27 protein-coding genes and 1 riboswitch are annotated in these 23263 nt (G+C 46.1%); of the genes, 20 read left to right on the forward strand and 7 right to left on the reverse strand.

Going from position 1 to position 23263, the window contains the following annotated elements; translation table 11 throughout:
- Positions 1 to 4: 4 nt before the first annotated feature.
- Both recT and HMPREF0083_RS10690 read left to right on the forward strand, forming a co-directional pair.
- On the forward strand, positions 5 to 841 hold the full coding sequence (gene recT, locus HMPREF0083_RS10685; protein ID WP_021621349.1) for a recombination protein RecT: 837 nt from the start codon (positions 5 to 7) through the stop codon (positions 839 to 841).
- A 178-nt stretch (positions 842 to 1019) separates the two neighbouring features.
- Positions 1020 to 1358 carry a phage holin family protein gene (locus tag HMPREF0083_RS10690; RefSeq protein WP_021621350.1) on the forward strand — a complete coding sequence of 113 codons (339 nt, stop codon included), beginning with the start codon at positions 1020 to 1022 and terminating at the stop codon, positions 1356 to 1358.
- A gap of 57 nt (positions 1359 to 1415) precedes the next feature.
- Here the strand turns inward: HMPREF0083_RS10690 and HMPREF0083_RS10695 are convergent, their stop codons facing one another.
- Positions 1416 to 1613, reverse strand: a complete 198-nt coding sequence (locus tag HMPREF0083_RS10695) for a hypothetical protein (RefSeq protein WP_040302352.1) — start codon at positions 1611 to 1613, stop codon at positions 1416 to 1418.
- A 174-nt stretch (positions 1614 to 1787) separates the two neighbouring features.
- Positions 1788 to 2021, reverse strand: coding sequence for a small acid-soluble spore protein Tlp (gene tlp, locus HMPREF0083_RS10700; RefSeq protein WP_021621352.1), 234 nt, complete (start codon positions 2019 to 2021; stop codon positions 1788 to 1790).
- Positions 2022 to 2388: 367 nt separating this feature from the next.
- Here tlp and HMPREF0083_RS10705 point away from each other — a divergent pair, with 367 nt between their 5' ends.
- Positions 2389 to 2904, forward strand: a complete 516-nt coding sequence (locus HMPREF0083_RS10705) for a hypothetical protein (protein ID WP_040302353.1) — start codon at positions 2389 to 2391, stop codon at positions 2902 to 2904.
- Between the two features lie 45 nt (positions 2905 to 2949).
- On the opposite strand, the gene HMPREF0083_RS10710 is transcribed toward HMPREF0083_RS10705, so the two are convergent.
- The gene (locus tag HMPREF0083_RS10710) at positions 2950 to 3540 is read right to left on the reverse strand and encodes a hypothetical protein (RefSeq protein ID WP_021621355.1); all 591 of its coding nucleotides are present in this window, start codon (positions 3538 to 3540) and stop codon (positions 2950 to 2952) included.
- Positions 3541 to 3556: 16 nt separating this feature from the next.
- Positions 3557 to 4168: an undecaprenyl phosphate transporter UptA gene (uptA, locus tag HMPREF0083_RS10715; RefSeq protein ID WP_021621356.1), complete on the reverse strand. Its 612-nt coding sequence runs from the start codon at positions 4166 to 4168 to the stop codon at positions 3557 to 3559.
- 259 nt (positions 4169 to 4427) lie between these two features.
- Between uptA and HMPREF0083_RS10720 the strand changes: the two genes are divergently transcribed.
- The 7 genes from HMPREF0083_RS10720 (at position 4428) to cbpB (ending at position 10194) form a co-directional block, all read left to right on the forward strand.
- Positions 4428 to 4646, forward strand: a complete 219-nt coding sequence (locus HMPREF0083_RS10720; protein ID WP_021621358.1) for a hypothetical protein — start codon at positions 4428 to 4430, stop codon at positions 4644 to 4646.
- Between the two features lie 131 nt (positions 4647 to 4777).
- Positions 4778 to 5554 carry a ClpP family protease gene (locus HMPREF0083_RS10725; RefSeq protein ID WP_040302372.1) on the forward strand — a complete coding sequence of 259 codons (777 nt, stop codon included), beginning with the start codon at positions 4778 to 4780 and terminating at the stop codon, positions 5552 to 5554.
- Positions 5551 to 5778, forward strand: coding sequence for a YlzJ-like family protein (locus HMPREF0083_RS10730; RefSeq protein WP_021621360.1), 228 nt, complete (start codon positions 5551 to 5553; stop codon positions 5776 to 5778). Before HMPREF0083_RS10725 ends, HMPREF0083_RS10730 begins: the two co-directional genes overlap by 4 nt.
- Before the next feature lie 231 nt (positions 5779 to 6009).
- Complete coding sequence (locus tag HMPREF0083_RS26355) at positions 6010 to 6405, forward strand: DUF2512 family protein (RefSeq protein WP_021621361.1); 396 nt, start codon at positions 6010 to 6012, stop codon at positions 6403 to 6405.
- Between the two features lie 214 nt (positions 6406 to 6619).
- Positions 6620 to 9160, forward strand: a complete 2541-nt coding sequence (locus HMPREF0083_RS10740) for an FtsK/SpoIIIE family DNA translocase (protein ID WP_040302354.1) — start codon at positions 6620 to 6622, stop codon at positions 9158 to 9160.
- Between the two features lie 43 nt (positions 9161 to 9203).
- The gene (gene mscL / locus HMPREF0083_RS10745) at positions 9204 to 9671 is read left to right on the forward strand and encodes a large conductance mechanosensitive channel protein MscL (protein WP_021621363.1); all 468 of its coding nucleotides are present in this window, start codon (positions 9204 to 9206) and stop codon (positions 9669 to 9671) included.
- A 91-nt stretch (positions 9672 to 9762) separates the two neighbouring features.
- Positions 9763 to 10194 (forward strand): cyclic-di-AMP-binding protein CbpB, encoded by a 432-nt coding sequence (gene cbpB, locus HMPREF0083_RS10750; RefSeq protein ID WP_081696056.1) that lies wholly within the window; start codon positions 9763 to 9765, stop codon positions 10192 to 10194.
- Between the two features lie 81 nt (positions 10195 to 10275).
- Here cbpB and HMPREF0083_RS28000 read toward each other — a convergent pair whose 3' ends face one another.
- Positions 10276 to 10434 carry a hypothetical protein gene (locus HMPREF0083_RS28000; protein ID WP_155847232.1) on the reverse strand — a complete coding sequence of 53 codons (159 nt, stop codon included), beginning with the start codon at positions 10432 to 10434 and terminating at the stop codon, positions 10276 to 10278.
- 169 nt (positions 10435 to 10603) lie between these two features.
- Positions 10604 to 11197, reverse strand: a complete 594-nt coding sequence (locus tag HMPREF0083_RS10755) for an ECF transporter S component (RefSeq protein WP_021621366.1) — start codon at positions 11195 to 11197, stop codon at positions 10604 to 10606.
- A gap of 6 nt (positions 11198 to 11203) precedes the next feature.
- Positions 11204 to 11360, reverse strand: a riboswitch (FMN riboswitch).
- Positions 11361 to 11567: 207 nt separating this feature from the next.
- Between HMPREF0083_RS10755 and HMPREF0083_RS28005 the strand changes: the two genes are divergently transcribed.
- From HMPREF0083_RS28005 to HMPREF0083_RS10790, 7 genes are all read left to right on the forward strand, one after another.
- A complete protein-coding gene (locus HMPREF0083_RS28005) occupies positions 11568 to 12026 on the forward strand; it encodes a hypothetical protein (protein WP_021621367.1) in 459 nt (152 codons plus the stop codon).
- A complete protein-coding gene (locus HMPREF0083_RS10765) occupies positions 12026 to 12655 on the forward strand; it encodes a DNA-3-methyladenine glycosylase family protein (RefSeq protein WP_021621368.1) in 630 nt (209 codons plus the stop codon). Before HMPREF0083_RS28005 ends, HMPREF0083_RS10765 begins: the two co-directional genes overlap by 1 nt.
- 254 nt (positions 12656 to 12909) lie before the next feature.
- Positions 12910 to 13902, forward strand: coding sequence for a YncE family protein (locus HMPREF0083_RS10770; protein ID WP_021621370.1), 993 nt, complete (start codon positions 12910 to 12912; stop codon positions 13900 to 13902).
- Complete coding sequence (locus HMPREF0083_RS10775) at positions 13899 to 14582, forward strand: response regulator transcription factor (RefSeq protein WP_021621371.1); 684 nt, start codon at positions 13899 to 13901, stop codon at positions 14580 to 14582. Before HMPREF0083_RS10770 ends, HMPREF0083_RS10775 begins: the two co-directional genes overlap by 4 nt.
- On the forward strand, positions 14579 to 15994 hold the full coding sequence (locus HMPREF0083_RS10780) for a sensor histidine kinase (RefSeq protein ID WP_021621372.1): 1416 nt from the start codon (positions 14579 to 14581) through the stop codon (positions 15992 to 15994). Before HMPREF0083_RS10775 ends, HMPREF0083_RS10780 begins: the two co-directional genes overlap by 4 nt.
- A gap of 13 nt (positions 15995 to 16007) precedes the next feature.
- Positions 16008 to 16412: a FixH family protein gene (locus HMPREF0083_RS10785; RefSeq protein WP_040302376.1), complete on the forward strand. Its 405-nt coding sequence runs from the start codon at positions 16008 to 16010 to the stop codon at positions 16410 to 16412.
- Between the two features lie 125 nt (positions 16413 to 16537).
- Positions 16538 to 17632 carry a YheC/YheD family endospore coat-associated protein gene (locus HMPREF0083_RS10790; RefSeq protein WP_040302355.1) on the forward strand — a complete coding sequence of 365 codons (1095 nt, stop codon included), beginning with the start codon at positions 16538 to 16540 and terminating at the stop codon, positions 17630 to 17632.
- 55 nt (positions 17633 to 17687) lie between these two features.
- Here HMPREF0083_RS10790 and HMPREF0083_RS26360 read toward each other — a convergent pair whose 3' ends face one another.
- Positions 17688 to 18350 (reverse strand): GerMN domain-containing protein, encoded by a 663-nt coding sequence (locus tag HMPREF0083_RS26360; protein ID WP_021621375.1) that lies wholly within the window; start codon positions 18348 to 18350, stop codon positions 17688 to 17690.
- 186 nt (positions 18351 to 18536) lie between these two features.
- On the opposite strand from HMPREF0083_RS26360, the gene HMPREF0083_RS10800 reads away from it, so the two are divergent.
- From HMPREF0083_RS10800 to HMPREF0083_RS10810, 3 genes are all read left to right on the forward strand, one after another.
- Complete coding sequence (locus tag HMPREF0083_RS10800) at positions 18537 to 19208, forward strand: LytTR family DNA-binding domain-containing protein (protein WP_040302356.1); 672 nt, start codon at positions 18537 to 18539, stop codon at positions 19206 to 19208.
- A 223-nt stretch (positions 19209 to 19431) separates the two neighbouring features.
- Complete coding sequence (locus HMPREF0083_RS10805) at positions 19432 to 20988, forward strand: acetyl-CoA hydrolase/transferase family protein (protein ID WP_021621377.1); 1557 nt, start codon at positions 19432 to 19434, stop codon at positions 20986 to 20988.
- Positions 20989 to 21144: 156 nt separating this feature from the next.
- Positions 21145 to 23250 (forward strand): ATP-dependent helicase, encoded by a 2106-nt coding sequence (locus HMPREF0083_RS10810; RefSeq protein ID WP_051354620.1) that lies wholly within the window; start codon positions 21145 to 21147, stop codon positions 23248 to 23250.
- The last annotated feature ends 13 nt before the right edge of the window (positions 23251 to 23263 follow it).

Raw genomic sequence — 23263 nt, forward strand, 5'->3', positions numbered from 1 at the left:
TACAATGGCAGACGATTTGAAGAGTAAATTGCAGGCAAAAGCACAAGAAACACACAGCAGCCCACCAACACCGGCACAGACCATCGGCGCTTATCTAAAAAAGATGGAACCTGAAATCGCCCGTGTGATGCCAAAACATATGGATGTGGATCGGTTGTTACGCATCGCATTGACGACCATTCGCACCAATCCCCAGCTATTAGAGTGTACCATTCCTTCCCTTCTGGGCGCTGTCATGCAGGCGGCACAGCTTGGTCTTGAACCGGGGCTTCTTGGACAATGCTATATCATTCCATACGGACGGGAAGCAACATTTATTATCGGCTATAAAGGCATGATTGATCTGGCGCGCCGTTCCGGGAACATCAAGAGTATATATGCACATGAAGTATACACTAATGATGAATTCGAATACGAATACGGCTTACACCCGTCACTTACGCATCGTCCAGCGATGAATGAGCGGGGTGAGCTTATCGGCGTCTATGCGGTCGCACACTTTATGGACGGCGGTTACCAGTTTGAATTTATGTCTAAAGAAGAAATCGACAGACGCCGTATGCGTTCCCGTTCATATAACAGCGGTCCTTGGGTAACCGATTATGAAGAAATGGCCAAGAAAACAGTCATCCGTCACATGTTTAAATATCTGCCGCTCAGCGTAGAAATTATGCGCAGCGCAGCGCAGGATGAAACAGTACGCCCGGATGTAACTGAAGATGCGATCAGCGTGTATAACCGACCATTGGAAGCACAAGTCATTTCTATGGAAGGTGAGCAAGCAGATGAACAAAATGGGAGCCGACAAAATAAAGGAAGAAAAAACGAAACAGACACCTAATTTTCATATACAATAAAAGAAAACGTCTATCAACCTAGGGTTCTCATTCCTTGCCGATGGCTAGTTTTACTTATCGGGGTCTTGGGGGCAGTTATACCCCATGGAGTGCACTTGAAGTGGGGGTTTTACTGCCCGTTGGACCGGGATAGAATAGAAGGAACGGAAAGGAGAAGATAGTATGAAATGGATTTGGCATTGGATTTTATCTGCCGTCTCGCTTTTGATTGTAGCCTGGCTATTTGATGCCATCTGGTTCGATAGTGTAGCAGCTGCCTTCATTGCTGCGCTTGTACTTGGATTAATTAATGCGATTTTGCGCCCGATCCTGCAGTTTTTAGCTCTGCCAGTCACAATTCTGACGTTAGGTATATTCGCACTTATCATTAATGCGCTTCTGCTATTGCTAACCGGTAAGCTTGTGCCAGGATTTCATGTGGACAGCTTTTTTGCCGCATTTTTTGGTTCCATTGTGCTTTCGATTGTTAGCAGTATCCTATCGGCAGTTTTTGAAGATTGAGAATAAAAGACAAGACAAAAGAGCCCCTGCCTGAACCGGCAGGGGCTTTCGCGTATATTAAGCGGCGAAGATTCTGAGTGCCTTGATAATCTCCAGACTTTCTTCCCGGGTTAATTTCACACCGTTATATTTTACGTGTCCGTTGTTCAGCAACTCCGTCAGATCGAATGAAGCATCGCACTGAAAACGATCGTTAAATAAGTCAGTTAATTCGATTGTTTCACCTGCGGATAACGCTTCTTGAATGTTTTTCACTGTATTCACTTCCTGTTTTTCATTTTCTCCACTAGTTATATTTATCTACACACACGATTTATATAATATGCGAACCAAGAAACGGTGTCCAGTCTATTTTATGTGCGATTTTGCGAACGTTTGGTTATGTAGGGGAAAGCCGGATATATCCGGCTTTCTGTATAGGCAAAACCGCTATTCATACCGGTTTTGCTGAGCCTGTGCCTCGTCTTTGATTTCACTACGCATGGAATCGATACTTGCTCTACGGCGCTCGTTTTTTTCACGGATCTGTTGACGTTGCGTATCGCTAAGATGCGTATTGCTCATCGTTTCTTCTGCTGCTTCAATATTACCGATGGTATTCTGCACCATTTCCTTCAGCTTTTGCGCATTGTCTTTACGATTATCCGGTTTCGGCTTTGCCATACGAGGATTCCTCCTTGCGTAAATTGATGAATGCAAATGCATTACGAAACGTATTGTGTGACAAAAAACGTCGGGCTATTCCAGAAAAGCCAAGCAAGGAATCGTGAAAATTTTGCATGAAAAATAAGTTCCGGACCGTATGGCTATATTTATATAATCAAGGAAAAACGTGTTAAATAAAACATTAGAATTACACGGACTGAGGAGCGAGATACACGTACGTGCCGGAATTGCTGGTAGATTTGTGAGAATACGGAGCAAGGACCTTTGATAGAAATTTCGCAAAGTTCATGATAGAATAAACATGTTGCCAATATATGTATCATGGAAAAATGAAGTGCACTGCGCACAGCTGGAGTGTTTGCGAATGGAGGACAAGAATAAGATAAGCCTGCTAAAAAAATGGCGAAAGCAGAGGCAAGGTCCTGCTTGGCTTCGTGCCATTCAGGTAATCGGAGTTGCTGCGACGCTTGTGCTTATTTATAGTGGAGCGACCGGCCTAATTCGGCTTAATTCTTCCTACATAGAGAATACCTTCATTCCTTCACAGAAAATTCACGCTGCGGCAACCCCTGAGGCCAAGGCATTTGCTGTAATGTTCAGCAGGGAATGGCTTGTCGCTGATGGCATGCAATCACGAATGCACGAACAGCTAACATCCGATATCGCAACAGAAAAACTAACATGGCCCCGTGTAGAACGAGTGGAGCAGGTCTGGGTAAGGAAAACGACAGCGCAAAGCCAGTATACGGGCGATATAGAGTTGGAAGCATCAGTGGTGGTTAACGGTGCAATGAAGCGCTATGTTATTCATCTTCCGATTCGATATACTCCCGAGCATAAATTATATCAGGTATCCGGTTATCCCGAATATAAAGAATAAAGGCATTATGAAACAGGGCCTTGTCCAAAAGACGAGGCCCTGCTTTTATTGGTTTGTATTAATTTGTATTTGTAAGTTAGTGGTTTTTTCAAGCACTTTTTTTGCCTGATTATCAAGCAATGTCATTTGTTTTTCTACTTCTTTAAGTGCGGTAGCATTTCGATCTTGAAGCCCTTTGGCGGCTTTTTTCATAACCGGTATGTAGGCTTCCATTGCCTGATACATTTCTTTATGGAACTGCTGTATTTCCTCATATGGTGGAACCTTGAGCCCGGTCAGGTTGCTTAGCTCCTTTTCATAGCTGGTGACAGCGAAAGAGACGTGGGCCTGTGCCTCCTTTTCCGTTAGCTTTTTCTCGCTTAATCCAGAAAAAGCTGCAAAAAACGCCTCTCTTCTATTGCCGAGAGCTTTGACCTCAGCAGCAAGAGAGTTGAAATAGCTGTCCAGTTCTTTTTTTGTATCTGCCATTTGTTTTTCCCGCTTTTGTTCCTGTTTCGCAGCAATTTTCGCCGACAGTTCCTGTTCGGTAGGCAGACTTTCTTTGCTTGTACAGCCTGCGAGCGCAAATGCAGTACAAAGACTGAGGATACATAGACTAATGGGTATCCTTCGTCGATATTTTTTTGCTTGCTTCATGCCATTCCCCCTTATTTTACTGGCTGGAGAAACGAGACGATTTCTTGCGTTTGCGTAGGGTGAAGAGTAGATAAATCATCGTGCCGACAATTGCAATCCAAATAATCGGCTGAATGAAGGGTCTTGCGAACTCGTCGATTTGCTCCCAACGCGCGCCTAGCTGCATTCCCAAATAAACAAATAGAATGGACCAGGGAATGATCGCCAGAGTGGTATAGATAGTAAATTTAACGGCAGACATACGGGCGATTCCCGCCGGAATGGAAATCGCATGTCGAACAACCGGGATAAAGCGGGCAGTAAAAATTACGCCGATCCCGTATCGGTTGAACCACTCTTCCGCTTTATCAATTTCTTTTTTGCGAATCAATAAGTATTTGCCATATTTCTCAAGAAACGGACGCCCTCCATAATAGCCCATCCAGTATAGGAATAGCTGGGCAAGTGTGCCGCCGATAACGCCAGCGATAACTGCGCCCACAAACTCGATTTCCCCTTGCGCTACAAGATAACCACCATAAGACAGTACAATCTCGCTTGGGATCACTTCGATCATCAGCCCGATAGCAATCCCGAAGTAACCTAAGTCACTGAGAAAGGTTAACGCTGAACGAATAAACTCTGCCATATGTCCTCCCGTCTTTTTCTAAGCTTTTCGCTTTTCTTCATCTTATCCATTTTACAGGCAAGAACACTTTTTTCACAAGGAAAAGCTGGACGAGGACATAAAGACTACAAAAAGAACTAGGCATTTTCCGTTTTATAGGAATATAACCCTTGTCCACATGGAGGATGAAAACAATAACCACATCTATCTCTCTATTTTATGCAAAAAAATTAAGAATTATAATAGAATTAACAAATTGTAGAAAAAGTGAGGGATATTTATGGAACGAAAAGGATATCAAACGGAGGGACGGACCCTCACAATGCCTGTTCCGTTCGGCATGGAATCAGAAGAGGAAGCGGATGCATATCTCAAAGTACGAGAGTATTTGCGCAGCAATCCTTATTCTAATGCAATGCAGGTTGCCAATGCGACCCAGGTGTCAATCCATAAAATAACAAGGTACGTTCGACAAGGGTTGCTTCATAACCAGAGATGAATGAATCAATGTATGTAGAAAATCCAGGGTTCCCCTGGATTTTTCTTATGCTACAGGATGCATGCTTTTTCCTTGTGCAATTCATACTATGGGTACATAGGAAAGAGGAGGGAAAGAATGTGCGAGAGCAAATGAACGATTTCGATCCGCAGACAGAACCGATGAAGCCAAAAGAGGCTCCACCTGACCCGCAAGCACCTTCACTGCCCAACGAGCCGCGTAAAGCGGTGACGGAAATGATCCAGCAATTCGGTCAGACAAATATCCCGTCTTCTGGTGAGAGCAACATTTACTGCCTTTCGATTATTGGACAAATCGAGGGACATATCCAATTACCGCCGCAAAATAAAACAACGAAGTATGAACATCTGATTCCGCAGTTGGTTGCGGCGGAGCAGAACCCGAACATTGAAGGCGTACTTGTCATTTTAAATACAGTGGGCGGTGATGTGGAAGCAGGTCTTGCAATCGCAGAAATGATTGCTTCTATGTCGAAGCCAACCGTCTCGCTTGTACTCGGTGGCGGACATAGTATTGGTGTTCCGATTGCGGTAGCGACTGATTATTCATTTATTGCCGAGACAGCTACTATGACCATTCATCCGGTACGCTTGACCGGACTTGTTATCGGGGTCGCAGAAAGCTTTGAATATCTTGAAAAAATGCAGGATCGGGTAGTTAACTTCGTTGTGAGGCATTCTAAAATTGAAGAAGTGAAATTTCGCGAGCTGATGTTAAAGGTCGGCGAATTGAGCCGGGATGTTGGTACGAATGTAGTGGGTACGAAAGCGATGGAATACGGTCTTATTGATGAGGTGGGCGGATTGGGAGCTGCGATGCGGGAGTTGCAGAAACGGATTGAAGCAAATCGTCCACAAGTAAAGCCGATGGAGCAGGTTGTGCAATGATTATTTATTCAACCTTGCCAATGGAAATCATCTTTCAGAATGAAAATGCTGCTGCGTATGACAATATGGAGATCAAAATAGATGGGATGACGATGCTTGTTCAGCCATGCGGAAATAATGAGGCCCGCATCGTGCGCCTGATTAGTCCTAATCCGTATGATTATATGAATCCGGCCTATGCGCCGGGGCAGAGAATCCATTTTCGTCCTGAAACCGTTCAATAGTCTGCATGGAATATGAAAAGCCAGCTGCTTTTTGGGAGCTGGTTTTTTCATATGAATGATTGGTGTAATCCTCAGCATTTACGACAAACCAGGGGGTTATACCCGGACAGAAGTGCTCGTAAAATTTTTTGAATTATGGTAATTTGATAATAAACAGTGTAAATATTGATGAAATGGTGTAAAACAAAGTAAGAGCGGTTCGCAAAAAATAGAGAATGGAGGGGATGGACGATGGCTAAAGCGCATATAAAAGTGTTTGGAATTAAACTTGCTCGTTTTTCAGCCAATATTTTCTTGTTCCTAGGGTTGGTATTCAATGTGCCCTTCAGTTACATATTGGCCGCTATCATTATCTTGTCTGTTGTTTCTTATGTAATTGGCGACCTAGTGATTTTGCGCTTTGCTGGAAATGGGATTGCTACTGCACTGGATGTTGTGTTATTCGTTGCAGGGATTTGGGCAGTTGCCCATTTTATCGGTTTTAACTACGACATGAGCCACATGTTCGCTTTGCTTGTTGTTATCGGCTATCTTGTGTTTGAGGAATCTGTGTATCATGTGTATGTTGAGAAAGAGATTCTTGGTACCCGCAAAGAAAGCCTTTTGGCCGCAATCGATAAGTATTGATCCCGTAAGTGAAAACCCCGCCGAAGCTCTGGCGGGGCTTTCTTCTTTATTCTTCAATTATCGACAGAATACACTCCATGACCGCCTATTTGTTCTTGTGCTATAATAGCCATACGAACGCATGTGCAGGAAAAAAAGGCAACCGCAGCCAATGTTTGGTTCGGCTGCCTTTTTCCCCGTAACGTTATACATATATGTTGAGGTGATGGAACCAGTGGCCAAAAAAAAGGGAGGCCAGAGGGGAACGGGCGCGAAGAAAAACGATGTCCGTGCATTTCTTCGGTATGAATTATACGGCCTCGTAGTCATTGCGCTGTCGCTTCTGGCGCTTATGACATTCTCGAATACAAGCTGGTTTGGTCGCTATTTTGCCTGGATGTTTCGAATAGTGGCCGGTTCCTGGGATTTTCTTCTTCCACTTGCCGGTATTGGTATCGGCATCTATGTTATGGTCAAGCGGAAATGGCCATATGTAGTATCACAGCGTTGGATGGGCATTTTTCTTTTGTTTTTCTCCCTGCTCGTATGGAATCATATGCTATTGTTCGAGCAACTAACCGCAGGCGGCAAGTTTGCTGACCAATCGGTCCTTTCCGTTACATGGGAACAACTGCTTCAGGAGAAAAAGCAGGTAGAGGCAGGTAAACCGTCTACTACTGATGTAGGGGGAGGGGTGTTCGGTGCGCTCGGCTACGCTTTTTTCTCGGCAGCAGCTGGCGCTGCGGGTACTGCGCTTATCGTGGTGTTTATGGTGCTCATCGGTCTTATGTTGACTTTTCAAATCTCGTATGTGCGCATCTTCGCTGCTTTACGTCGCCTGTTTGCGGCAGGGGGTTCCAGAGTAAAAGCGGCAGGAGAAGATGCATTAACGCTGCTGAGTGAACGGCGTGAACAGCGTCAGCGCGAGCGTGAGGAACAGGAAGCGTATGAAGCCAGCCTTGAAGAAGAGGAAGAGAAAGAACCGCCCGCTGAACGGAAGCCAAGCTTTGTAGCACGCCTATTTGGTAATCGCGCTCCGGCAGACGAGATACAGGTGCCGAAAAGACAATCGGTACGCAAGAAAAAGGACGCCATATCGGCAGAAGAGCAAGACGCCTTCTTGCCAGCGGAGGCCGATTTATCAGATGAAGGAATACCTAAAAATGAATTTATTGTGCATGATTTTTCGGCAAAAGTGTACCCGCCGGAAGAGGCTGTTGTTGAACCTGTCTTAGAACCGGAAGTGAAGATGGAGGGTGCGCAGATTAAAGTAAAGCTACAGGAGCGCAAAAAGCCGGAAGTCAAAGAGCCGCCGGAATCGATTCCTGATTTGCCTCTTGCCTTTGATGAGGCACCTGATCACCCATCATATAAGCTTCCGACTGCAGAATTAATGGATCGTCCGAAAGCAGGGAAGGCAGGTGGTTCAACGAAAAATGTGCATAGCAATGCGCATAAGCTTGTCGCTACGCTCGAAAGTTTCGGCGTGCAGGCTAGCGTGCTGGAGGTGCAGTGCGGACCTACGGTTACACGTTATGAGATTCAGCCGGCTATCGGAGTTAAAGTGAGCAAAATTGTAGGTCTGACAGACGATATTGCATTGGCGCTGGCTGCGCGCGGTATTCGCATGGAAGCTCCGATCCCGGGAAAATCGGCCATTGGAATTGAAGTGCCTAATGACGAAGTCGCATTGGTCACATTACGCGAAGTACTGGAAAGCCGTGAATACGTGAGCGCGTCCGATAAGCTCAGCATTGCCCTTGGACGCGATATTTCGGGGCAACCGATTATCGCAAACTTGGTGCGGATGCCCCACCTGTTAGTAGCCGGTGCAACAGGCAGCGGAAAATCAGTCTGCATAAACGGAATTATTATGAGTATTTTATGCAAAGCAAAACCGAGTGAAGTAAAGCTAATGATGATCGATCCGAAGATGGTAGAATTGAATGTGTACAACGGTATTCCTCATCTGCTGTCACCGGTCGTTACCGATCCGCGCCGCGCATCGATGGCGCTGAAGAAAGTTGTACAGGAGATGGAACGGCGGTATGAGCTGTTCGCTAAATCCGGTACACGCGATCTTGAACGTTATAATCAGATGGCTCGTCAGGAAGGTGTCGCTCCGCTACCTCTTATCGTTGTTATCGTAGATGAGCTGGCTGATTTAATGATGGTAGCACCAGGAGATGTAGAAGATGCGATTTGCCGTCTGGCTCAGATGGCCCGGGCGGCGGGAATTCACTTAATTATTGCTACACAGCGGCCGTCTGTGGATGTTATTACAGGTGTAATTAAGGCGAATATTCCATCTCGTATTGCTTTCGGTGTATCATCCATGGCGGACTCCCGTACAATCCTCGATATGGGAGGGGCCGAGAAGCTGCTGGGGCGCGGCGACATGCTGTATTTACCAATGGGGGCATCGAAGCCAGTGCGTATCCAGGGAGCGTTCATCAGCGATCACGAAGTAGAAAAGGTTGTAACTTTTGTGAAAAACCAGCAGGAAGCGCGTTACCACCCGGAGATGATGCCGGGAGAAGAAGAAGAGACAGCCGTAGTGGACGAGCCGGAAGATGATTTGTACGAGCAAGCGGTCGAGCTTGTACGTGAAGCCCAGACAGCTTCCGTGTCGCTTTTGCAGCGTCGGCTTCGCGTTGGCTATACACGTGCAGCCCGTCTTGTCGATATGATGGAGGCCAGAGGCATCGTCGGGCCATATGAGGGAAGTAAGCCTCGTGAAGTGCTTATTCCACCGGGTGATTCACAAATTTCTTAAGAAATAAATAGTTAAAGAAGCTGAGGAAAGGAGCAGACAGCGTTTGAAGTTTGTAGCAGAATTTAAAAAATTTATCAGCAGGGGAAACATTATTGATCTTGCCGTTGGGGTGGCACTTGGGACCGCCTTCAATAAAATTGTAACATCGCTTGTAGAAGATGTGTTGATGCCGCCTATCGGAATGGCACTGAATGGCGTTAACTTTTCCAATCTGTATATCAATCTTTCGTCTGGTACGTACGCTTCACTGGCTGAAGCAAAAGGAGCAGGTGCGGCGACAATTAATTATGGGATTTTCTTAAATAATGTGCTTCACTTTCTCATTGTCGCGTTTTCTTTGTTCGTCGTAGTAAAAGTGTATACCCGATTGAGTGAACTGCGACATCAAGAGGAGGAAGTGGAGAAAAAAGCGGAAACAAAAGAATGTCCATACTGTCTCTCAGACATTCCGCTCCAGGCGACTCGCTGCCCGGCCTGCACCTCGCAATTAGAAAGGGCAGAACAATCCTAAGGAAACCATATACGCAGAAAACGTTTTCATGATACAATGAAGAAGACAGTGACTTTCGATAAAGGAAAGCGGTGGATGTATGGGGAAAACGATGAAGCATGTATCCCTGGAAAATGGGATTGAAAAACTGATGATTCCTGGCAGTAAAGTGGCGATTGTTCAAGAGGGCAATTCGCTGGAGCATGCCTTGCTTGTTCTGACAAAATCGGGATATTCGGCCATTCCAGTATTGGACCGCGATTATAAATTAAAAGGATTAATCAGCATGCCGCTCATTCTCGATAAGGTTCTTGGCATTGAGGGAATTGAGTACGAGAAGCTAAGCGAGATGAAAGTCGAAGACGTGATGAACAAAAAGATAGGGTGGATGAGGGAGGATGGCGGCTTTTTCAGGGGGCTTGAGCTTTCCATTAACCATCCGTTTTTATGTATTGTGGATAAAGATGGTGTATTTGTCGGGATTCTTACGCGGAAATCGATTCTGGCGCAGGTGCATAATTACTTGAAATTTAATAATACATAAAGGAGCGGAGCATGTTTTCCGTTCCTTATGTATCCAAACCATAAAAAAGACAGGCGTATACGTAAGCACGCCTGTCTTTTTTTAATTTAAAGTATAAGAAAGCTTAATGGAGAGCTGCCCATTTTCGATACCGACGTATTCCAGCCCCTCGAAAGTTGCATTCGGATAACTGCTCTGAAGTGTTTGCATGGTCTCATACATTTCATCAGCAGAATTAATTAAGATTTCCATACGGTTCATTTGTACGCCACCTCGCTCAATGTTCTTTGCTACATACATTCGTACAAATCGTCATTTTTGAGGGGGGACACAAAAAAAATTTTTAAAAATAAAAAACTTCCGCTATTTAACGGAAGTTTATATGCATAAATGTATTCGCAAGGTTGTAAAGCGTGCGTTTTCGCCTATGCTACTTACTTTGAATCACAGGACGCAAACGGTTATAAATCGGATACGTAATAATTGCTTCAGCTAGTCCTTTAATTAAGTTGAATGGAAGGATGGCGTAAAGAATGAGTGCCCATAGGCTAGTAATGCTGCTGTTCGCCTCCTGTGACCATCCGACGATATCATGAACGGACATGCCCATTACGTATGCGAATGCTGGCATGAAAAAGTAGTAGTTAGCTACTGACATTATCGCTGCCATGGCAGTTGTTCCGGCCGTCATACCAAGCCAGAAATTAATCTTACTTTGTTTCAGCTTCTGCATAAAGAAGACCGAAACGACAACGAATGTACTGCCTGCCACAAAATTGGACAGCTCACCTACACCCATGCCGCCTTGATTAGACAGCAGAAAATGCAAAACATTCTTAATTAGTTCTACCGCAACTCCAGCTAGCGGTCCGAACAGAATGGCGCCAATAAGCGCCGGAATTTCGCTTACGCCGATTTTCAGGAATGCCGGAAACATCGGCAATGGAATTTCTACAAACATCAGTAGAAATCCGATGGTAGACAGCAGCGATAACATCGCTGTTCTGCGTACCTTTCCTCTCATATGAAGTTCTCCCTTCTCCCATCCAGACTATACTGTCGGTCCCGGAGTTACACCGGGTCAGCCAGACGTGTAATTGCTTTTTTACGTCCGGGTCGCGGACTGAGAAGCGAGTGCACGCTTCATCACCGCCGGTCGGGAATTTCACCCTGCCCTGAAGGTTGGTATGGTGTGAAAAGTACCACAACCTATATAGAAATATGCCATGAAAATACGTATTCGTCAATACAAAAGTAATGCAATGTAGAAAAAGTAAGTCAGAGAGTTGCAGAAAGAAACCTCCTTTATTCTCCTTTCAGTTATTATATAATGATTAAAATAAGGAATTGCTTACGCTTAATGGAAGCAATACGGAATAAAGGGGAGGAAAAACATGGTATTCGGAATCTCGTATGCAGAATGGATTGGCTATATTGTTGTTGTTGTGCTCGTTTTTGCCTTCGGTTTGCCGAATGGCTGGCTAAAGCGGCTTGAGAAGTACTATTCCAGTGACCATCTGCACCAGCCCGTAGCGCCGGAAGACGTAAGCGATATTATTCTACAAACAGGCAGTGGTGAAGAAAAGGCATTAAACGGGGAGGAAGGACGTGAGGTGGTCGCTCTGTTCAACGGTGCAAAGCTCGTAGAGAAAACGAGGGTGGCCAATGAAACGGATGGAGCCAGATTGCGCATCGTATGCAAGGATGGACGTACAATTGAAATTGCTCCATATCGCCACGACGTTATTGTTCATCTATCCAGTGGCAAAAAAAACCACAGTCCCATTGAATACTGGGCCAAACAGGATACGCTGTCAGAATGGCTGCGTCGGAGTGGAGGAGAACTGAATTAATGCAAAACATTATGAGCGAGCACACTTTTGAGCTGGGAGAAGCTTATCTGGCAGAAGCTGATCCGGTGATGGCACACCTTATCGAAATTTATGGTCCGTATCGGCAAACGCCTCGTAGCGATTATTTTGCGGTCCTGTGCGAGTCAATTGTCTCCCAGCAATTGTCGGTTAAAGCGGCAGCTTCGATTACGAGCCGTGTACTCCTTCATTTCGGAGGGAAATGGGAGCCGCAAGCCATTTTGAAAGCTGAAGAGGAAGATATGCGGGCATTAGGACTTTCACGATCGAAAGTTGTTTATATGAAGGATCTAGCCTCATTTTGTGCGACTGGACGGCTTGCGCTGGATTCGTTTGCCGATGCGTCCAATGAAGAGATTGTTCGACGCCTCATTGAAGTCAAAGGTATCGGTAAGTGGACAGCTGAGATGTTTCTATTGTTTGGAATGGGGCGGTTGAACGTATATCCGATAGACGATCTGGGGATTAAGAAAGCGATACAGGCAAATTACAACCTTGACGAGCTGCCTGATAAAAAGAAAATGCTTGAAATTGGCGCCAAGTGGGCTCCTTATGAAACAATTGCCAGCTTGTATTTATGGCGGAGTTTGAATAATAAGCCCGCTGTATAATAGTGAAACGGGACGGGAGAAACTTCCGTCCCGCCATCTAATTCAGGCGGATATATCGCTGCTCTTTTTTAATAAAAGCGCGGTATGTTCCGTAAGCTAAAATGATAAACCCGACTGCTGTAAGTATTTTTTTCATAATACACCTCCATATCCTGCTTTTCCACATTTATATGACAAGCAATCCGGCATTTCACAAAACCCACACAATTATTCCGTATAATAAGAGTAGATAATCTACGTAAGGAGTTTGCAAAATGGGAAAGAAACGCCCGGTGATTATTTTGATTTTGGCGTTTATCTGGTTGTTTATGACCGGATGCCAGCCCATTACGTTCGCGAAAATTCCTGATGGGGCTTCCATACTGGCAGTGCTGAATGCCCGCGAACAAACAGTTTCCTTCTTGAATGCGGAAAATGGCAAAAGCATAGCGACCTGGAAGCCGGATTTTATGTTTTCACGCATGTTGCTGATGAATTCGCATACTGTGTTGCTGTATGGGAAGAACGCTGAAGATGTACATATGCTGGATATGCGCACAGGCAAACAAACAGGTGTATGGAAGACAGGGAAAGGCATTGTCAATGCGACGTTGTCGATTAGCAGTGATAAAATATATTTTGCGGACAAGCTACGTGGTACCGTGCGAATTTATACGACAGCTGGACAGCAAAGGGACGAGATTAAAGTCGGACCCTCCCCATTCACAATGCTGGAAGATAAAACGCATGATACGTTGTATGTAATGGATTTACAGGATGCACGTATGAGGGAAGTCGATTTGGCAACCAGCCGGGTGGTGCGTACGTTTCGCCTGAATGAATCGCCAATGGGCGGATTGCTTGCAGCCGATCGGGGTGAGCTATGGATTGGCGGCCATGGCCGCGGCGATTTTCCGGAAGAGGAAGTGTCTGTATTCTCAAGCAAAACCGGACAAAAGTTGCGTAACGTTCATGCACCTTTTATGCCGGTTGAATTCGTCCGCTACAATAAGGATACTCTATTTGTGCTCAGTCACGGATCAAATACACTCCGGCGAATTGCGATGGACACGGGCCAAAGTACTGGAGAGCTTGCATTAGGTGCGAATCCTTTTGGAATGGTAAGCAACGGTCGGCTTCTGTATATTACGAGTTATGAAAGCAACCAGATTTATATGGTAGACCCGGAAACGATGCGTACGCTAAAGACACTGCGCGCCGGGGACGGGCCGATTCAAATGTTTGTGCGGGAAGGTGACGGACAGTGAAGGGACATTCCCTGTTAATCGTGGACGATGAAGCGCAAATGCGCGAATTAATTTCCATGTATGCAGAGCGCGAGGGCTATCGTTGCACGGAGGCGGAGGACGGAAAACAGGCGCTTGAACTGCTTGCAAAGCAGACGTTTGATGTAATCATACTGGATGTAATGATGCCAAAGCTGGATGGCTTGTCATTCTGCAAAAAAGTAAGAGAAACATCGGACATCCCTATTATTTTCGTGACGGCGCGTGGAGGTGAAGTGGACAGGGTGACAGGGCTGAAAATCGGCGCTGATGATTATCTGGTGAAACCGTTTAGTCCAAGAGAATTGCTTGCCCGCATCGAAGCATTGCTCAGGCGGGTGCGGCCATCCGCGGTCATCTCTGAGGATTGTGAGCGGTATGGAGCGCTTGAAATCGATACGAAAGGCCATGAGGCGAGAATCAATGGTACAGAGCTTTCCTTAACGCTTAAAGAGTTTGATTTATTGACCTGCCTAGCACGTCATCCAGGCCAAGTATTGGACAGGGAACGGCTGTTGGAGATGGTATGGGGATATGATTATTATGGTAATGCCCGAACGGTGGATACGCACGTAAAGACGCTTAGAATGAAGCTTGGCGAACATGCCGGGCTCATTCAAACTGTGTGGGGCATCGGATATAAGTTTGAGGTGCCCGCTTGAAGCGTATCTCTTTAAAGCTGAATCAAAAATTATGGCTGCTGGTCAGCTCCGGCGTAATTTTTACTGTGCTTGTAACGTACGCTCTCACTCAATATTTGTATGAAAAATTATACGTGCAGAACATTGAAGCATCGCTTACCTATCAAGGTGAGCATATTGCAAAGATGTATGAGAATGAAGGATTTACTCCTGCATTCCGTGCTGCTGTGGATCGGATTAACAAGGCGTCCGAGGCGGAGATTTTCGTAACTGAAAACCCTCGTCAGCTAGGAGCTTGCTTGCCGTTTGAAGTCGAATATGACGCTTTAATTACGGAAGAAGAGCGCAGTCTTCTGGTGGCTGGGCGCACGGTAAGCAAAATTGGATATGAAGGAAGGTTTGGACGCCAAATTATGGCGGTCATCGTGCCGTTGTTGAACGGCAAACGACTCGAGGGCATTGTGTATCTGTATTTGCCGCTTGCAAGTATTACTGAAGCGGTTAGCGAGGTACGTGATGTGATCCTAATCAGTTCGTTTATTTTTGTCCTGTTCTCCTTATATATCGTAAGGCATCTCGTTAATCGAATGACCAGGCCTTTGCGACAAATGGAACATGCGGCTGCTCATATGGCGCTTGGCAATTTTAAGGAGAAATTCGCTGTTACGTCAGAGGATGAGGTAGGCAACCTGGGCCTGGCGCTTAATCATATGGCATCCGCCTTAGAACAGGTGGATGCGCAGCGGAGAGAGTTTCTTGCTAACATTTCTCATGAATTACGCACGCCGCTTAGCTATATTAGAGGGTATAGTGAGGCAATGATCGAAGGGGTGGCGGACACTCCCGAACAGCGGGAACGATATCTCCACTTGATTCACCGCGAAGCAGGGCGCATGGAACGGCTTGTGCATGATTTGCTTGATTTGGCGCAATTGGAAGGCTCTTCGTATCCGTTACGCACTACGCTGCTGCCGCTTGGCCAGCTGGTGGAGGATACACTGGAGAAGTTCAAGCCATTTATAGCGGAAAAAGGAGCTGTACTTACAGTAGATATAAACCCGGATGCGATTATCTGGGGTGATGAAGACCGATTGGAGCAGGTTGTTCACAATTTATGTGATAATGCGTTACGCCATTTGCCTGAAAAGGAAGGAGTTCTTCATGTATGCTTGCATATAGATCAGTCCGCCGATCAGTGTGTGCTGGCTGTAACCGACAATGGTTGCGGAATTCCGCCTGAGGAGGTCTCACGTTTGGGAGAGAGATTTTACAGGGTAGACAAGGCGCGGACACGCAAGCATGGAGGCAGCGGACTTGGGCTTTCTATCGTTAAACAAATCGTGCACCTGCATAAAGGAACATTCACCATTGAAAGCAAAGAAAATGAAGGAACAACAGCAATTGTTCGATTGCCGCTATATGAGGATGAATGAAGGGGAGAAAAAGATGAAACGTTATCGAAATATATGTATCGGCTGGATAATGCCCATTCTATTGCTTATTCTTGCCGGGTGTGGGGGAGAAAAGCAACCTGAAGAAAGAAAAGTTCCTGAAAAGCTGCAGGCGCAGTATACGGCCTCCTCTGCCTCCCCACAGGTGGGACAAGAGGTTACGTTCTCCGTATCAATAACACAGGGCGAAGAAAAAGTGAATGATGCAGAAGCCGTGAAATTCGAAATTTGGCGTGAGGGACAAAAAGAAAAACATGCGATGGTACCTGCCAAAAAGACCGGGGACGGCGTCTACTCTATTGCCCAATCATTTAAGGAGCCCGGAACCTACTATGTGATGTATCATATTGATGCACGCGGTTTGCATAGCATGGCAAAACATAAAATCAGCGTGGAGTAAAAACAAAGGGCAGGCGGGTAACGCTTGCCCTTCCTGCGTTTGGCTCGCCCGTATAAAGGGGAAACACGCACCCTCTTTTCTACATCCTCATATTTTATAGGGGAAGGCAGACAAGGAGGCGTGTGATGAAGGTTTCGTATGTAGGCATCTTACTTAACCGATCTATGTACCGGGGCATTCCGACCGGTCGAACACAAACCGAGGTATTGGCTTTTTATGAGGAAGGAGCCCGGCTATATGGGTTAAAGCCCTGTTACATTCGCCTGGATGACCTGCATGCTCATCAGGTAACCGTGCCGGCTTTCATTAAGAAAGGAAATGTATACCGTCGTGTACACATTCCTGTTCCTCGTATTATTCATAACCGTGCGCTATTTTTTTCTACGCAGGAAAAAGAAAAATTAAATCGGATAGCAGAAACACGCTCTATCGTATTCAATCGCTGGAACCGCTACAGTAAATTATACATTCATTCCTTATTGTGGGCCGATTCCGAAATTCGTCCGCATCTTGCCTATACAGTAAGCGGCACAGCAGAAAATGTTCGTCTAATGATGAAATCATATCATACATTGTTTATTAAACCGAACAGCGGAAGTATCGGAGCTGGAATTATGCGGATAACGCGTGTGGGTAATCGATGGAGGTTTTCCTACGCTGTCCGGGAAAAGGGGCGCAAACGCTGGAAGAACACGTTGTTTACAGGCGCGCTGCCAGAACATCTGCTTAAAAAATTGTCTGCACGCAGATTTCATATCCAAGAGGCATTGCCGCTGGCGACGTATCGCGGCAATCCTTTTGATCTACGCGTCTCTGTACAGAAGGATGCCTCTGGAGATTGGCAGGTCACAGGGATGGTAGGTAAGGTGGCTCCAGCAGGAAGATTTCTAAGCAATGTAGGGCAAGGAGGTAAAGTCTACAAACTGGCCCACCTGCTTAGTGAGTATCCTTACTTGGAGGAGAAAATCGTAGAGCAGGACATTAGAGAATTTGCGTTGCGTGTTGTACGACGACTCGAAGAGTCGATCCCAGGGCTAGCGGATGTAGGGTTGGACATTGGATTGACGACAGAAGGCCTGCCGTTGTTTATCGAATGCAATGGCCGCGATCAACGTTATGCATTTCGCAATGTGCATATGCTGAAAGAATGGAAAGCAACGTATGCTAATCCGATGGGCTATGCCCGGTATTTGCTCGATAAATTGAAAACGAATGAATAAAAAGGCAGCACCTATTGGCGCTGCCTTTTTGTGTAGGGATATAAGGATTTCAGCATTACTTCATTTCTTTTAATTGAGCAAATTTCAGCGGTTCAATTGGCTCGGTTGTATCCATGTGTCCGAGGATGGTTTCCACTTCTTTGCCATCGATGAGCACTTTCATATTTTTGTATCCGAACTGGCTCAGGATTGTCGCCATTTCTTCCAGTAGGAATTGTTCGCCCGACGAGCCAAGGTTTGCCTGTTTAATTTCCGGAGATAAGCTGATAATGGCCGTGTCGCCTTCTTTTTTCAGCCATTGAACTTCCGCATTTTTCGGCATGAGGGTTGTCAATTCCTTATTTTTTGGCCCATTCTTCCACGCCATCAGCGCAATGGTCGGCAGATTCTCTTCTTTTTTATATTTGATGGTGCGCGGCTCTTTGTATTGTTCCATCAGATTAGAATCGCTGAACACCAGCATCACTTCTTTTTCCTTAACTTTCTCTCCATCTGCATTATTGGAAGACGGCTGCTCATTTTTTGAAGGCTGCTCTGCAGACGGCTGATTTCCGTTGCTCGGCTGTTCTCCATCTACAGGAGGAGTTGGTGTTGATGTTGTTTCACTATTGTTATTAGCAGCAGGCTGCTGACTATTGCTTGGAACATCCGAGGTGCACCCTGTGATAGCCAGCATAGCCATAAGTGCGATAAGTAAAAGTGCGCGAGGTAGTCGCATATGTATCCTTCCCTTCTGACTGAAATAAACCTACTTTCTATTCTTACATAATAAGTTACCAGAAAACACCTGCTGAAGTCCTAATCTCCCACTGTAGTTAGACGTTTGGAAATGAAAAATGGTGCACCTATTTGTGAATTTTTTGTGCTACAATGTAAATCTAATGAGAGAGTGGGAGATGACATAATGGAAAACTCATCTATACTTTCAATTATGAAAGCGATTAGCGATGTGTTTCCGCAAGAGACTTCTATTGCCATTGCGGACAAGTCGAAATTTATTTATTATCAGCCCAGTCGGGCCATTGATTTGAAAATTAAACCCGGTGATGACATTCGTGAAGGAACGCTAACACGCAAGGCGCTTTCTCGGAAGCAGAAAATCGAACAACTGCTGGATCATAGTGTGTTTGGTGTACCGTATTACGCCATGAGCACGCCGATTTTAAGCCAGGGAGATGCAGAGGGATGCATTACAGCTATCTTCCCGCCGACGGCGACTCCGGGCTTGCCCAAGCTTCCCCGCCATCATTTTCTGATTGGCAAGGGTGAAGATCGCTGGGTTCCGATTCCCTTGTCTGAGATTCATTTTATCGAATCGGATAAAGGGAAGACACATTTGTATACAGAACGTGGTGTGTATGTGAATAAGTATAGCCTAATCGAGCTAGAAAATATGCTTCCATCAGATTTATTTATTCGCTGCCACCGTGCCTATATGGTCAATGTGCACTCTATTGATGAGATTCATCCTGATTTCCATTCTACATTTATGTTAATCATGAATGATTCGGCCCGTACACGTGTGCCGGTCAGCCAGAAGTACGCCAGTTCATTTCGGCGGCTGATGGGATTCTAAGGAAGGGGGCCCCCTTCCTTATTTTAATGGATAAAAAGGCGAATGTCATTGTAAAGCGCTTTCAATTTTATGGGAAAATAAAAAGGATTCATCCGGTTTTTTTCTGCTTCATTCCGTTAAATTCTGCTTTATCCCCTTTTTGAGGCAGAAGCATATACGACGTGCTATTGTTTATATTACAAATTGTTAAAATAATAACGGTTTCATAAAGGGGCGTATTCGAATGTTCACGAAACGGTTACGAAATAAAATCATACAAGAACGTCTGGTCACCGCACAGGAGGCGGCCAGTTGGATACAGGATGGAATGACGCTCGGATTGAGCGGATTTACCCAGGCCGGAGATGCTAAGGCCGTTCCGCGTGCGTTGGTGGAGCGGGTTAAGGAAACAGGAGAAAAATTAAAAGTTAATGTTTATACCGGTGCATCTCTCGGTTCCGAAGTGGATGGTATTATGGCTGAAGCGGGCATTATCAACCGCCGTCTCCCATTCCAGGCGGAAAAGCGGATGCGCGGCAAAATTAACAATGCCGAGATTACGTATGTTGATCAGCATCTTTCCCATACAGCGGAGATGGTGCGGGCAGGGACAATTGGTGCTATTGATGTGGCAATTGTGGAAGCGGTTGCGATTATGGAGGACGGCTCGATCATACCGACGACTTCAGTCGGAAATTCGTCTATCTTTGTCGAACATGCTAAAGAGGTGATCGTAGAATTAAACATAGCACAACCCCTTTCACTTGAAGGTATACATGACATATATGATGTTGGTCCACAGACGGAACGTCAGCCTATTCCGCTAACAGCGGTAGAGCAGCACATCGGTACACAGGCTATTAAGGTGCCGCTCGAAAAAATTAAGGGAGTAGTCGTGACAGAGGAACAGGATACGTCATCTTCCATCGTTCAGCCTGATGAAGAAACAGCCACCATGGCCAGTCATCTCATCGAATTCCTTCGCGGGGAAGTAAAAGCGGGCCGCCTGCCAAATACGCTGGCACCGCTGCAGTCCGGCATCGGTTCAGTTGCGAATGCAGTGTTTCACGGATTCCTTGCATCCGAATTCACAGATCTAGAGGTCTACTCAGAAGTGTTGCAGGATGCCGTATTCGACTTGCTTGATGCAGGTAAAATTCGATTCGCTTCCGGCTGCTCTATCATTTTATCACAGAAGAAAGGCGAGCAGGTATTTCCTAACTTTGAATCGTATAAAGATCGGCTCGTTCTGCGGCCACAGGAGATTTCCAATCATCCAGAAATCATTCGTCGTCTTGGCCTGATTGCGATTAACACGGCACTTGAGGTAGACATCTATGGCAACGTTAACTCGACACATGTAATGGGGACCCACATGATGAATGGGATCGGCGGTTCCGGTGATTTTGCTCGCAATGCCCGTCTTGGCATTTTCGTCACTAAGTCCATCGCTAAGAACGGCAATATTTCCAGCGTCGTACCGTTTATATCGCATGTCGATCATACAGAGCATGACGTGGATGTAATTGTGACTGAGCAGGGCATTGCTGACCTTCGTGGACTTTCGCCTCGCGAGCGCGCCTGTGCGATCATCGAAAATTGTGCACACCCGGATTATCGTCCACAGCTTCGTGCCTATTTTGAAGAAGCTTGTACACGCGGCGGACAAACGCCGCATGTAATGGAAAAAGCGTTCTCCTGGCATATTCGTTATCAGCAGGAAGGGACAATGCTCGAGCGGGCAGCGACAATACAGAAAAAAGAGAATGCGGCGACAGAAAGAGAAGCAGCGCACGTATAATAACGTACGATTATAAAGCGAGTGGAGAGAGATAAATAAAGAAATGGGCAGCCGTCTTTTCCGAAAGGGAGAGGCGGCTATCTTTTTTCATTCCTTTTTTGCCTACTTTCCTGTATAGTGGAAAAAGATGCTACGGTTAATGGGAGTTTGATTCATATGAAATATCAACAGGATGATATCTGTGATATGGGCCACCTGCCGTCTGGAGTGCCTGCATCCTCAGCCATTCCGCATGCGGAAACGGCGGATGGACTCACTTCGGAGCAGCTGGTGGAGGATGACGCGCCCGACGCGTTTTTCTTTCGCGCACTGGAGCAAACAGGCATTCGCTTGAATGAACCGCAGATTGAAGCGGTACGCACGACAGAAGGTCCGGTACTTATTAATGCCGGGGCTGGCAGTGGCAAAACAACAGTGCTAACCTGTCGCACTGCCTACCTAATGCTCGTTAAAGATGTTCCGCCGCGCAATATTGTACTGGTCACCTTTACTCGCCAGGCCGCTCGTCAAATGAAGGAGCGGCTGCTTTCGATTCCAGGTGTAACGCAGGCAATGGTCAAACAAATTATTACAGGTACATTTCATTCGCTCGCACGGATGATTTATTTTCATAAATTGACTGATCCGCCACGCATTATGAGTGAAAAGCAGAAGGAATTCATGATCGAGCAGATTACTAAAGAGCTGGCAACAGGTGAACAGTACGAACCGGAAACGCTCCTGTCGCTGCTTGCGTACCTGAAAAATAATTTGTGCGTTGTAGGAGATGCATGGGTAACAGAAGAGGTAGAGGGACTCAAAGACGACGCCCGACGCGTGCTGAAGCGCTATGAGTCGCACAAACGAGAAAATAACCTTATCGATTATGAGGATTTGATTACAGGCTGTATCGAGACATTGCGTGCCTACCCGGAATATCTCGCTGCCCTACAGCGTCGCATGGCTTATATCATGGTAGATGAATATCAGGATACAAACATCGCACAATATGAAATGATACGTATGCTTTCTAAGGAGTCCAATTTGTGCGTTGTAGGAGATCCCGATCAGGCTATCTACGGCTGGCGCGGAGCCGAACCATCCATTATTTTGCGCTTTCCGGAGGAACATGCGGGATGCACGCGTATTACGCTCGATATTAATTACCGTTCGCCCTCCGGCGTTGTAGGCTTGGGCAATGAGGTTATTCGCCATAACAGGAAGCGGTTTAAAAAAGAACTAAGAGTATTGCCGGGAGAAGCGGGCCTGCCCAAATATTTTGCAACCCGATCCGTGGAGAAGGAAGCGGAAGCGGTGTTGGCTCTTATCGAGCAGTTGGTAGAATCGGGCGATTATACGCACAGAGATATTGCCGTATTGTATCGTACGCACAGCACGGCACGTACGCTGTACGAAAAATTACTGCTGAGCGGCATTCCGTTTACGACACACCGGGATGATCCGACATTTTATGAGCTGTCTACCATTCGCCCAGTGCTTGACTTCATGCGCCTTTCACTTGATCCATATAATGAAGCAGCGCTAGAGAGTATTTTGCCATGTTTGTATATTAGCAAAGCCCGTTATATGAAGGAGATCCAAATTATATCCATTCAACAAGGCGTATCGTATGTGGAAGCACTGCGTCATTTGAAGGCCCTGCCGTCTTTTCAGCGTCGCCGACTCATTGAACAGGTAGATTGGCTTCATAGCATTGCACGGTTAAGCCCTTTACAAGCGGTTAGGGAGATTCGCAATGAGGCCGGAGGTGGATACGACAAGTTTCTCGGCAGCGAGCAGAATGGAGCGGTCACGTACCATAAAGAAATGTTGCGCGACGACTTGTTCGAACTGGAGGAGGCAGTTAAAGCGTTCGGGACGGTGTCAGAATTCCTGTCGTACGTCGATACGATTCTTATTCAAAAAGAAACGCGCAAGAAGACACAGCAGGCCGGTCAGGGAGTCACGTTACAAACGATTCACAGCGCCAAAGGCTTGGAATATCCGGTTGTCATTCTTATTGGTGCAATCGACGGTGTACTGCCTCATAGTATTGCAGTCGATCCGGAAGAGAAGCCAGACTTCTGGTTGCATAAAAAAAGCGAAGAAAAAAAGGACGAGGCAATGGAAGAGGAACGTCGCCTGGCCTATGTTGCAGTAACGCGCGCGATGAAGGAGCTGTATATCAGTTCCCCTCAATATTTCCGCGGTAAGCCGGCCGGGCTTTCTCCCCTCTTACTGGACGCATTCAACGAAGCGGTAAAGATCCCATCGTCCGGCTAATGAAGAAGGAGGA

It is taken from the genome of Aneurinibacillus aneurinilyticus ATCC 12856 (assembly GCF_000466385.1).
Classification (GTDB): domain Bacteria; phylum Bacillota; class Bacilli; order Aneurinibacillales; family Aneurinibacillaceae; genus Aneurinibacillus; species Aneurinibacillus aneurinilyticus.

Excerpts from the sequence above, each read along its gene's own strand:
- HMPREF0083_RS10810 (WP_051354620.1), top strand. The coding sequence starts at position 21,145 with ATGAAATATCAACAGGATGATATCTGTGATATGGGCCACCTGCCGTCT.
- HMPREF0083_RS10690 (WP_021621350.1), top strand. The coding sequence starts at position 1,020 with ATGAAATGGATTTGGCATTGGATTTTATCTGCCGTCTCGCTTTTGATT.
- tlp (WP_021621352.1), bottom strand. The coding sequence starts at position 2,021 with ATGGCAAAGCCGAAACCGGATAATCGTAAAGACAATGCGCAAAAGCTG.
- cbpB (WP_081696056.1), top strand. The coding sequence starts at position 9,763 with ATGAAGCATGTATCCCTGGAAAATGGGATTGAAAAACTGATGATTCCT.
- HMPREF0083_RS10755 (WP_021621366.1), bottom strand. The coding sequence starts at position 11,197 with ATGAGAGGAAAGGTACGCAGAACAGCGATGTTATCGCTGCTGTCTACC.
- HMPREF0083_RS10800 (WP_040302356.1), top strand. The coding sequence starts at position 18,537 with ATGGAAAACTCATCTATACTTTCAATTATGAAAGCGATTAGCGATGTG.
- uptA (WP_021621356.1), bottom strand. The coding sequence starts at position 4,168 with ATGGCAGAGTTTATTCGTTCAGCGTTAACCTTTCTCAGTGACTTAGGT.
- HMPREF0083_RS10805 (WP_021621377.1), top strand. The coding sequence starts at position 19,432 with ATGTTCACGAAACGGTTACGAAATAAAATCATACAAGAACGTCTGGTC.
- HMPREF0083_RS10790 (WP_040302355.1), top strand. The coding sequence starts at position 16,538 with ATGAAGGTTTCGTATGTAGGCATCTTACTTAACCGATCTATGTACCGG.
- HMPREF0083_RS10770 (WP_021621370.1), top strand. The coding sequence starts at position 12,910 with ATGGGAAAGAAACGCCCGGTGATTATTTTGATTTTGGCGTTTATCTGG.
- HMPREF0083_RS28005 (WP_021621367.1), top strand. The coding sequence starts at position 11,568 with ATGGTATTCGGAATCTCGTATGCAGAATGGATTGGCTATATTGTTGTT.
- HMPREF0083_RS10765 (WP_021621368.1), top strand. The coding sequence starts at position 12,026 with ATGCAAAACATTATGAGCGAGCACACTTTTGAGCTGGGAGAAGCTTAT.
- HMPREF0083_RS10710 (WP_021621355.1), bottom strand. The coding sequence starts at position 3,540 with ATGAAGCAAGCAAAAAAATATCGACGAAGGATACCCATTAGTCTATGT.
- HMPREF0083_RS26360 (WP_021621375.1), bottom strand. The coding sequence starts at position 18,350 with ATGCGACTACCTCGCGCACTTTTACTTATCGCACTTATGGCTATGCTG.
- HMPREF0083_RS10725 (WP_040302372.1), top strand. The coding sequence starts at position 4,778 with ATGAACGATTTCGATCCGCAGACAGAACCGATGAAGCCAAAAGAGGCT.
- recT (WP_021621349.1), top strand. The coding sequence starts at position 5 with ATGGCAGACGATTTGAAGAGTAAATTGCAGGCAAAAGCACAAGAAACA.
- HMPREF0083_RS10705 (WP_040302353.1), top strand. The coding sequence starts at position 2,389 with ATGGAGGACAAGAATAAGATAAGCCTGCTAAAAAAATGGCGAAAGCAG.
- HMPREF0083_RS10730 (WP_021621360.1), top strand. The coding sequence starts at position 5,551 with ATGATTATTTATTCAACCTTGCCAATGGAAATCATCTTTCAGAATGAA.
- HMPREF0083_RS10720 (WP_021621358.1), top strand. The coding sequence starts at position 4,428 with ATGGAACGAAAAGGATATCAAACGGAGGGACGGACCCTCACAATGCCT.
- HMPREF0083_RS10785 (WP_040302376.1), top strand. The coding sequence starts at position 16,008 with ATGAAACGTTATCGAAATATATGTATCGGCTGGATAATGCCCATTCTA.
- HMPREF0083_RS26355 (WP_021621361.1), top strand. The coding sequence starts at position 6,010 with ATGGCTAAAGCGCATATAAAAGTGTTTGGAATTAAACTTGCTCGTTTT.
- HMPREF0083_RS28000 (WP_155847232.1), bottom strand. The coding sequence starts at position 10,434 with ATGAACCGTATGGAAATCTTAATTAATTCTGCTGATGAAATGTATGAG.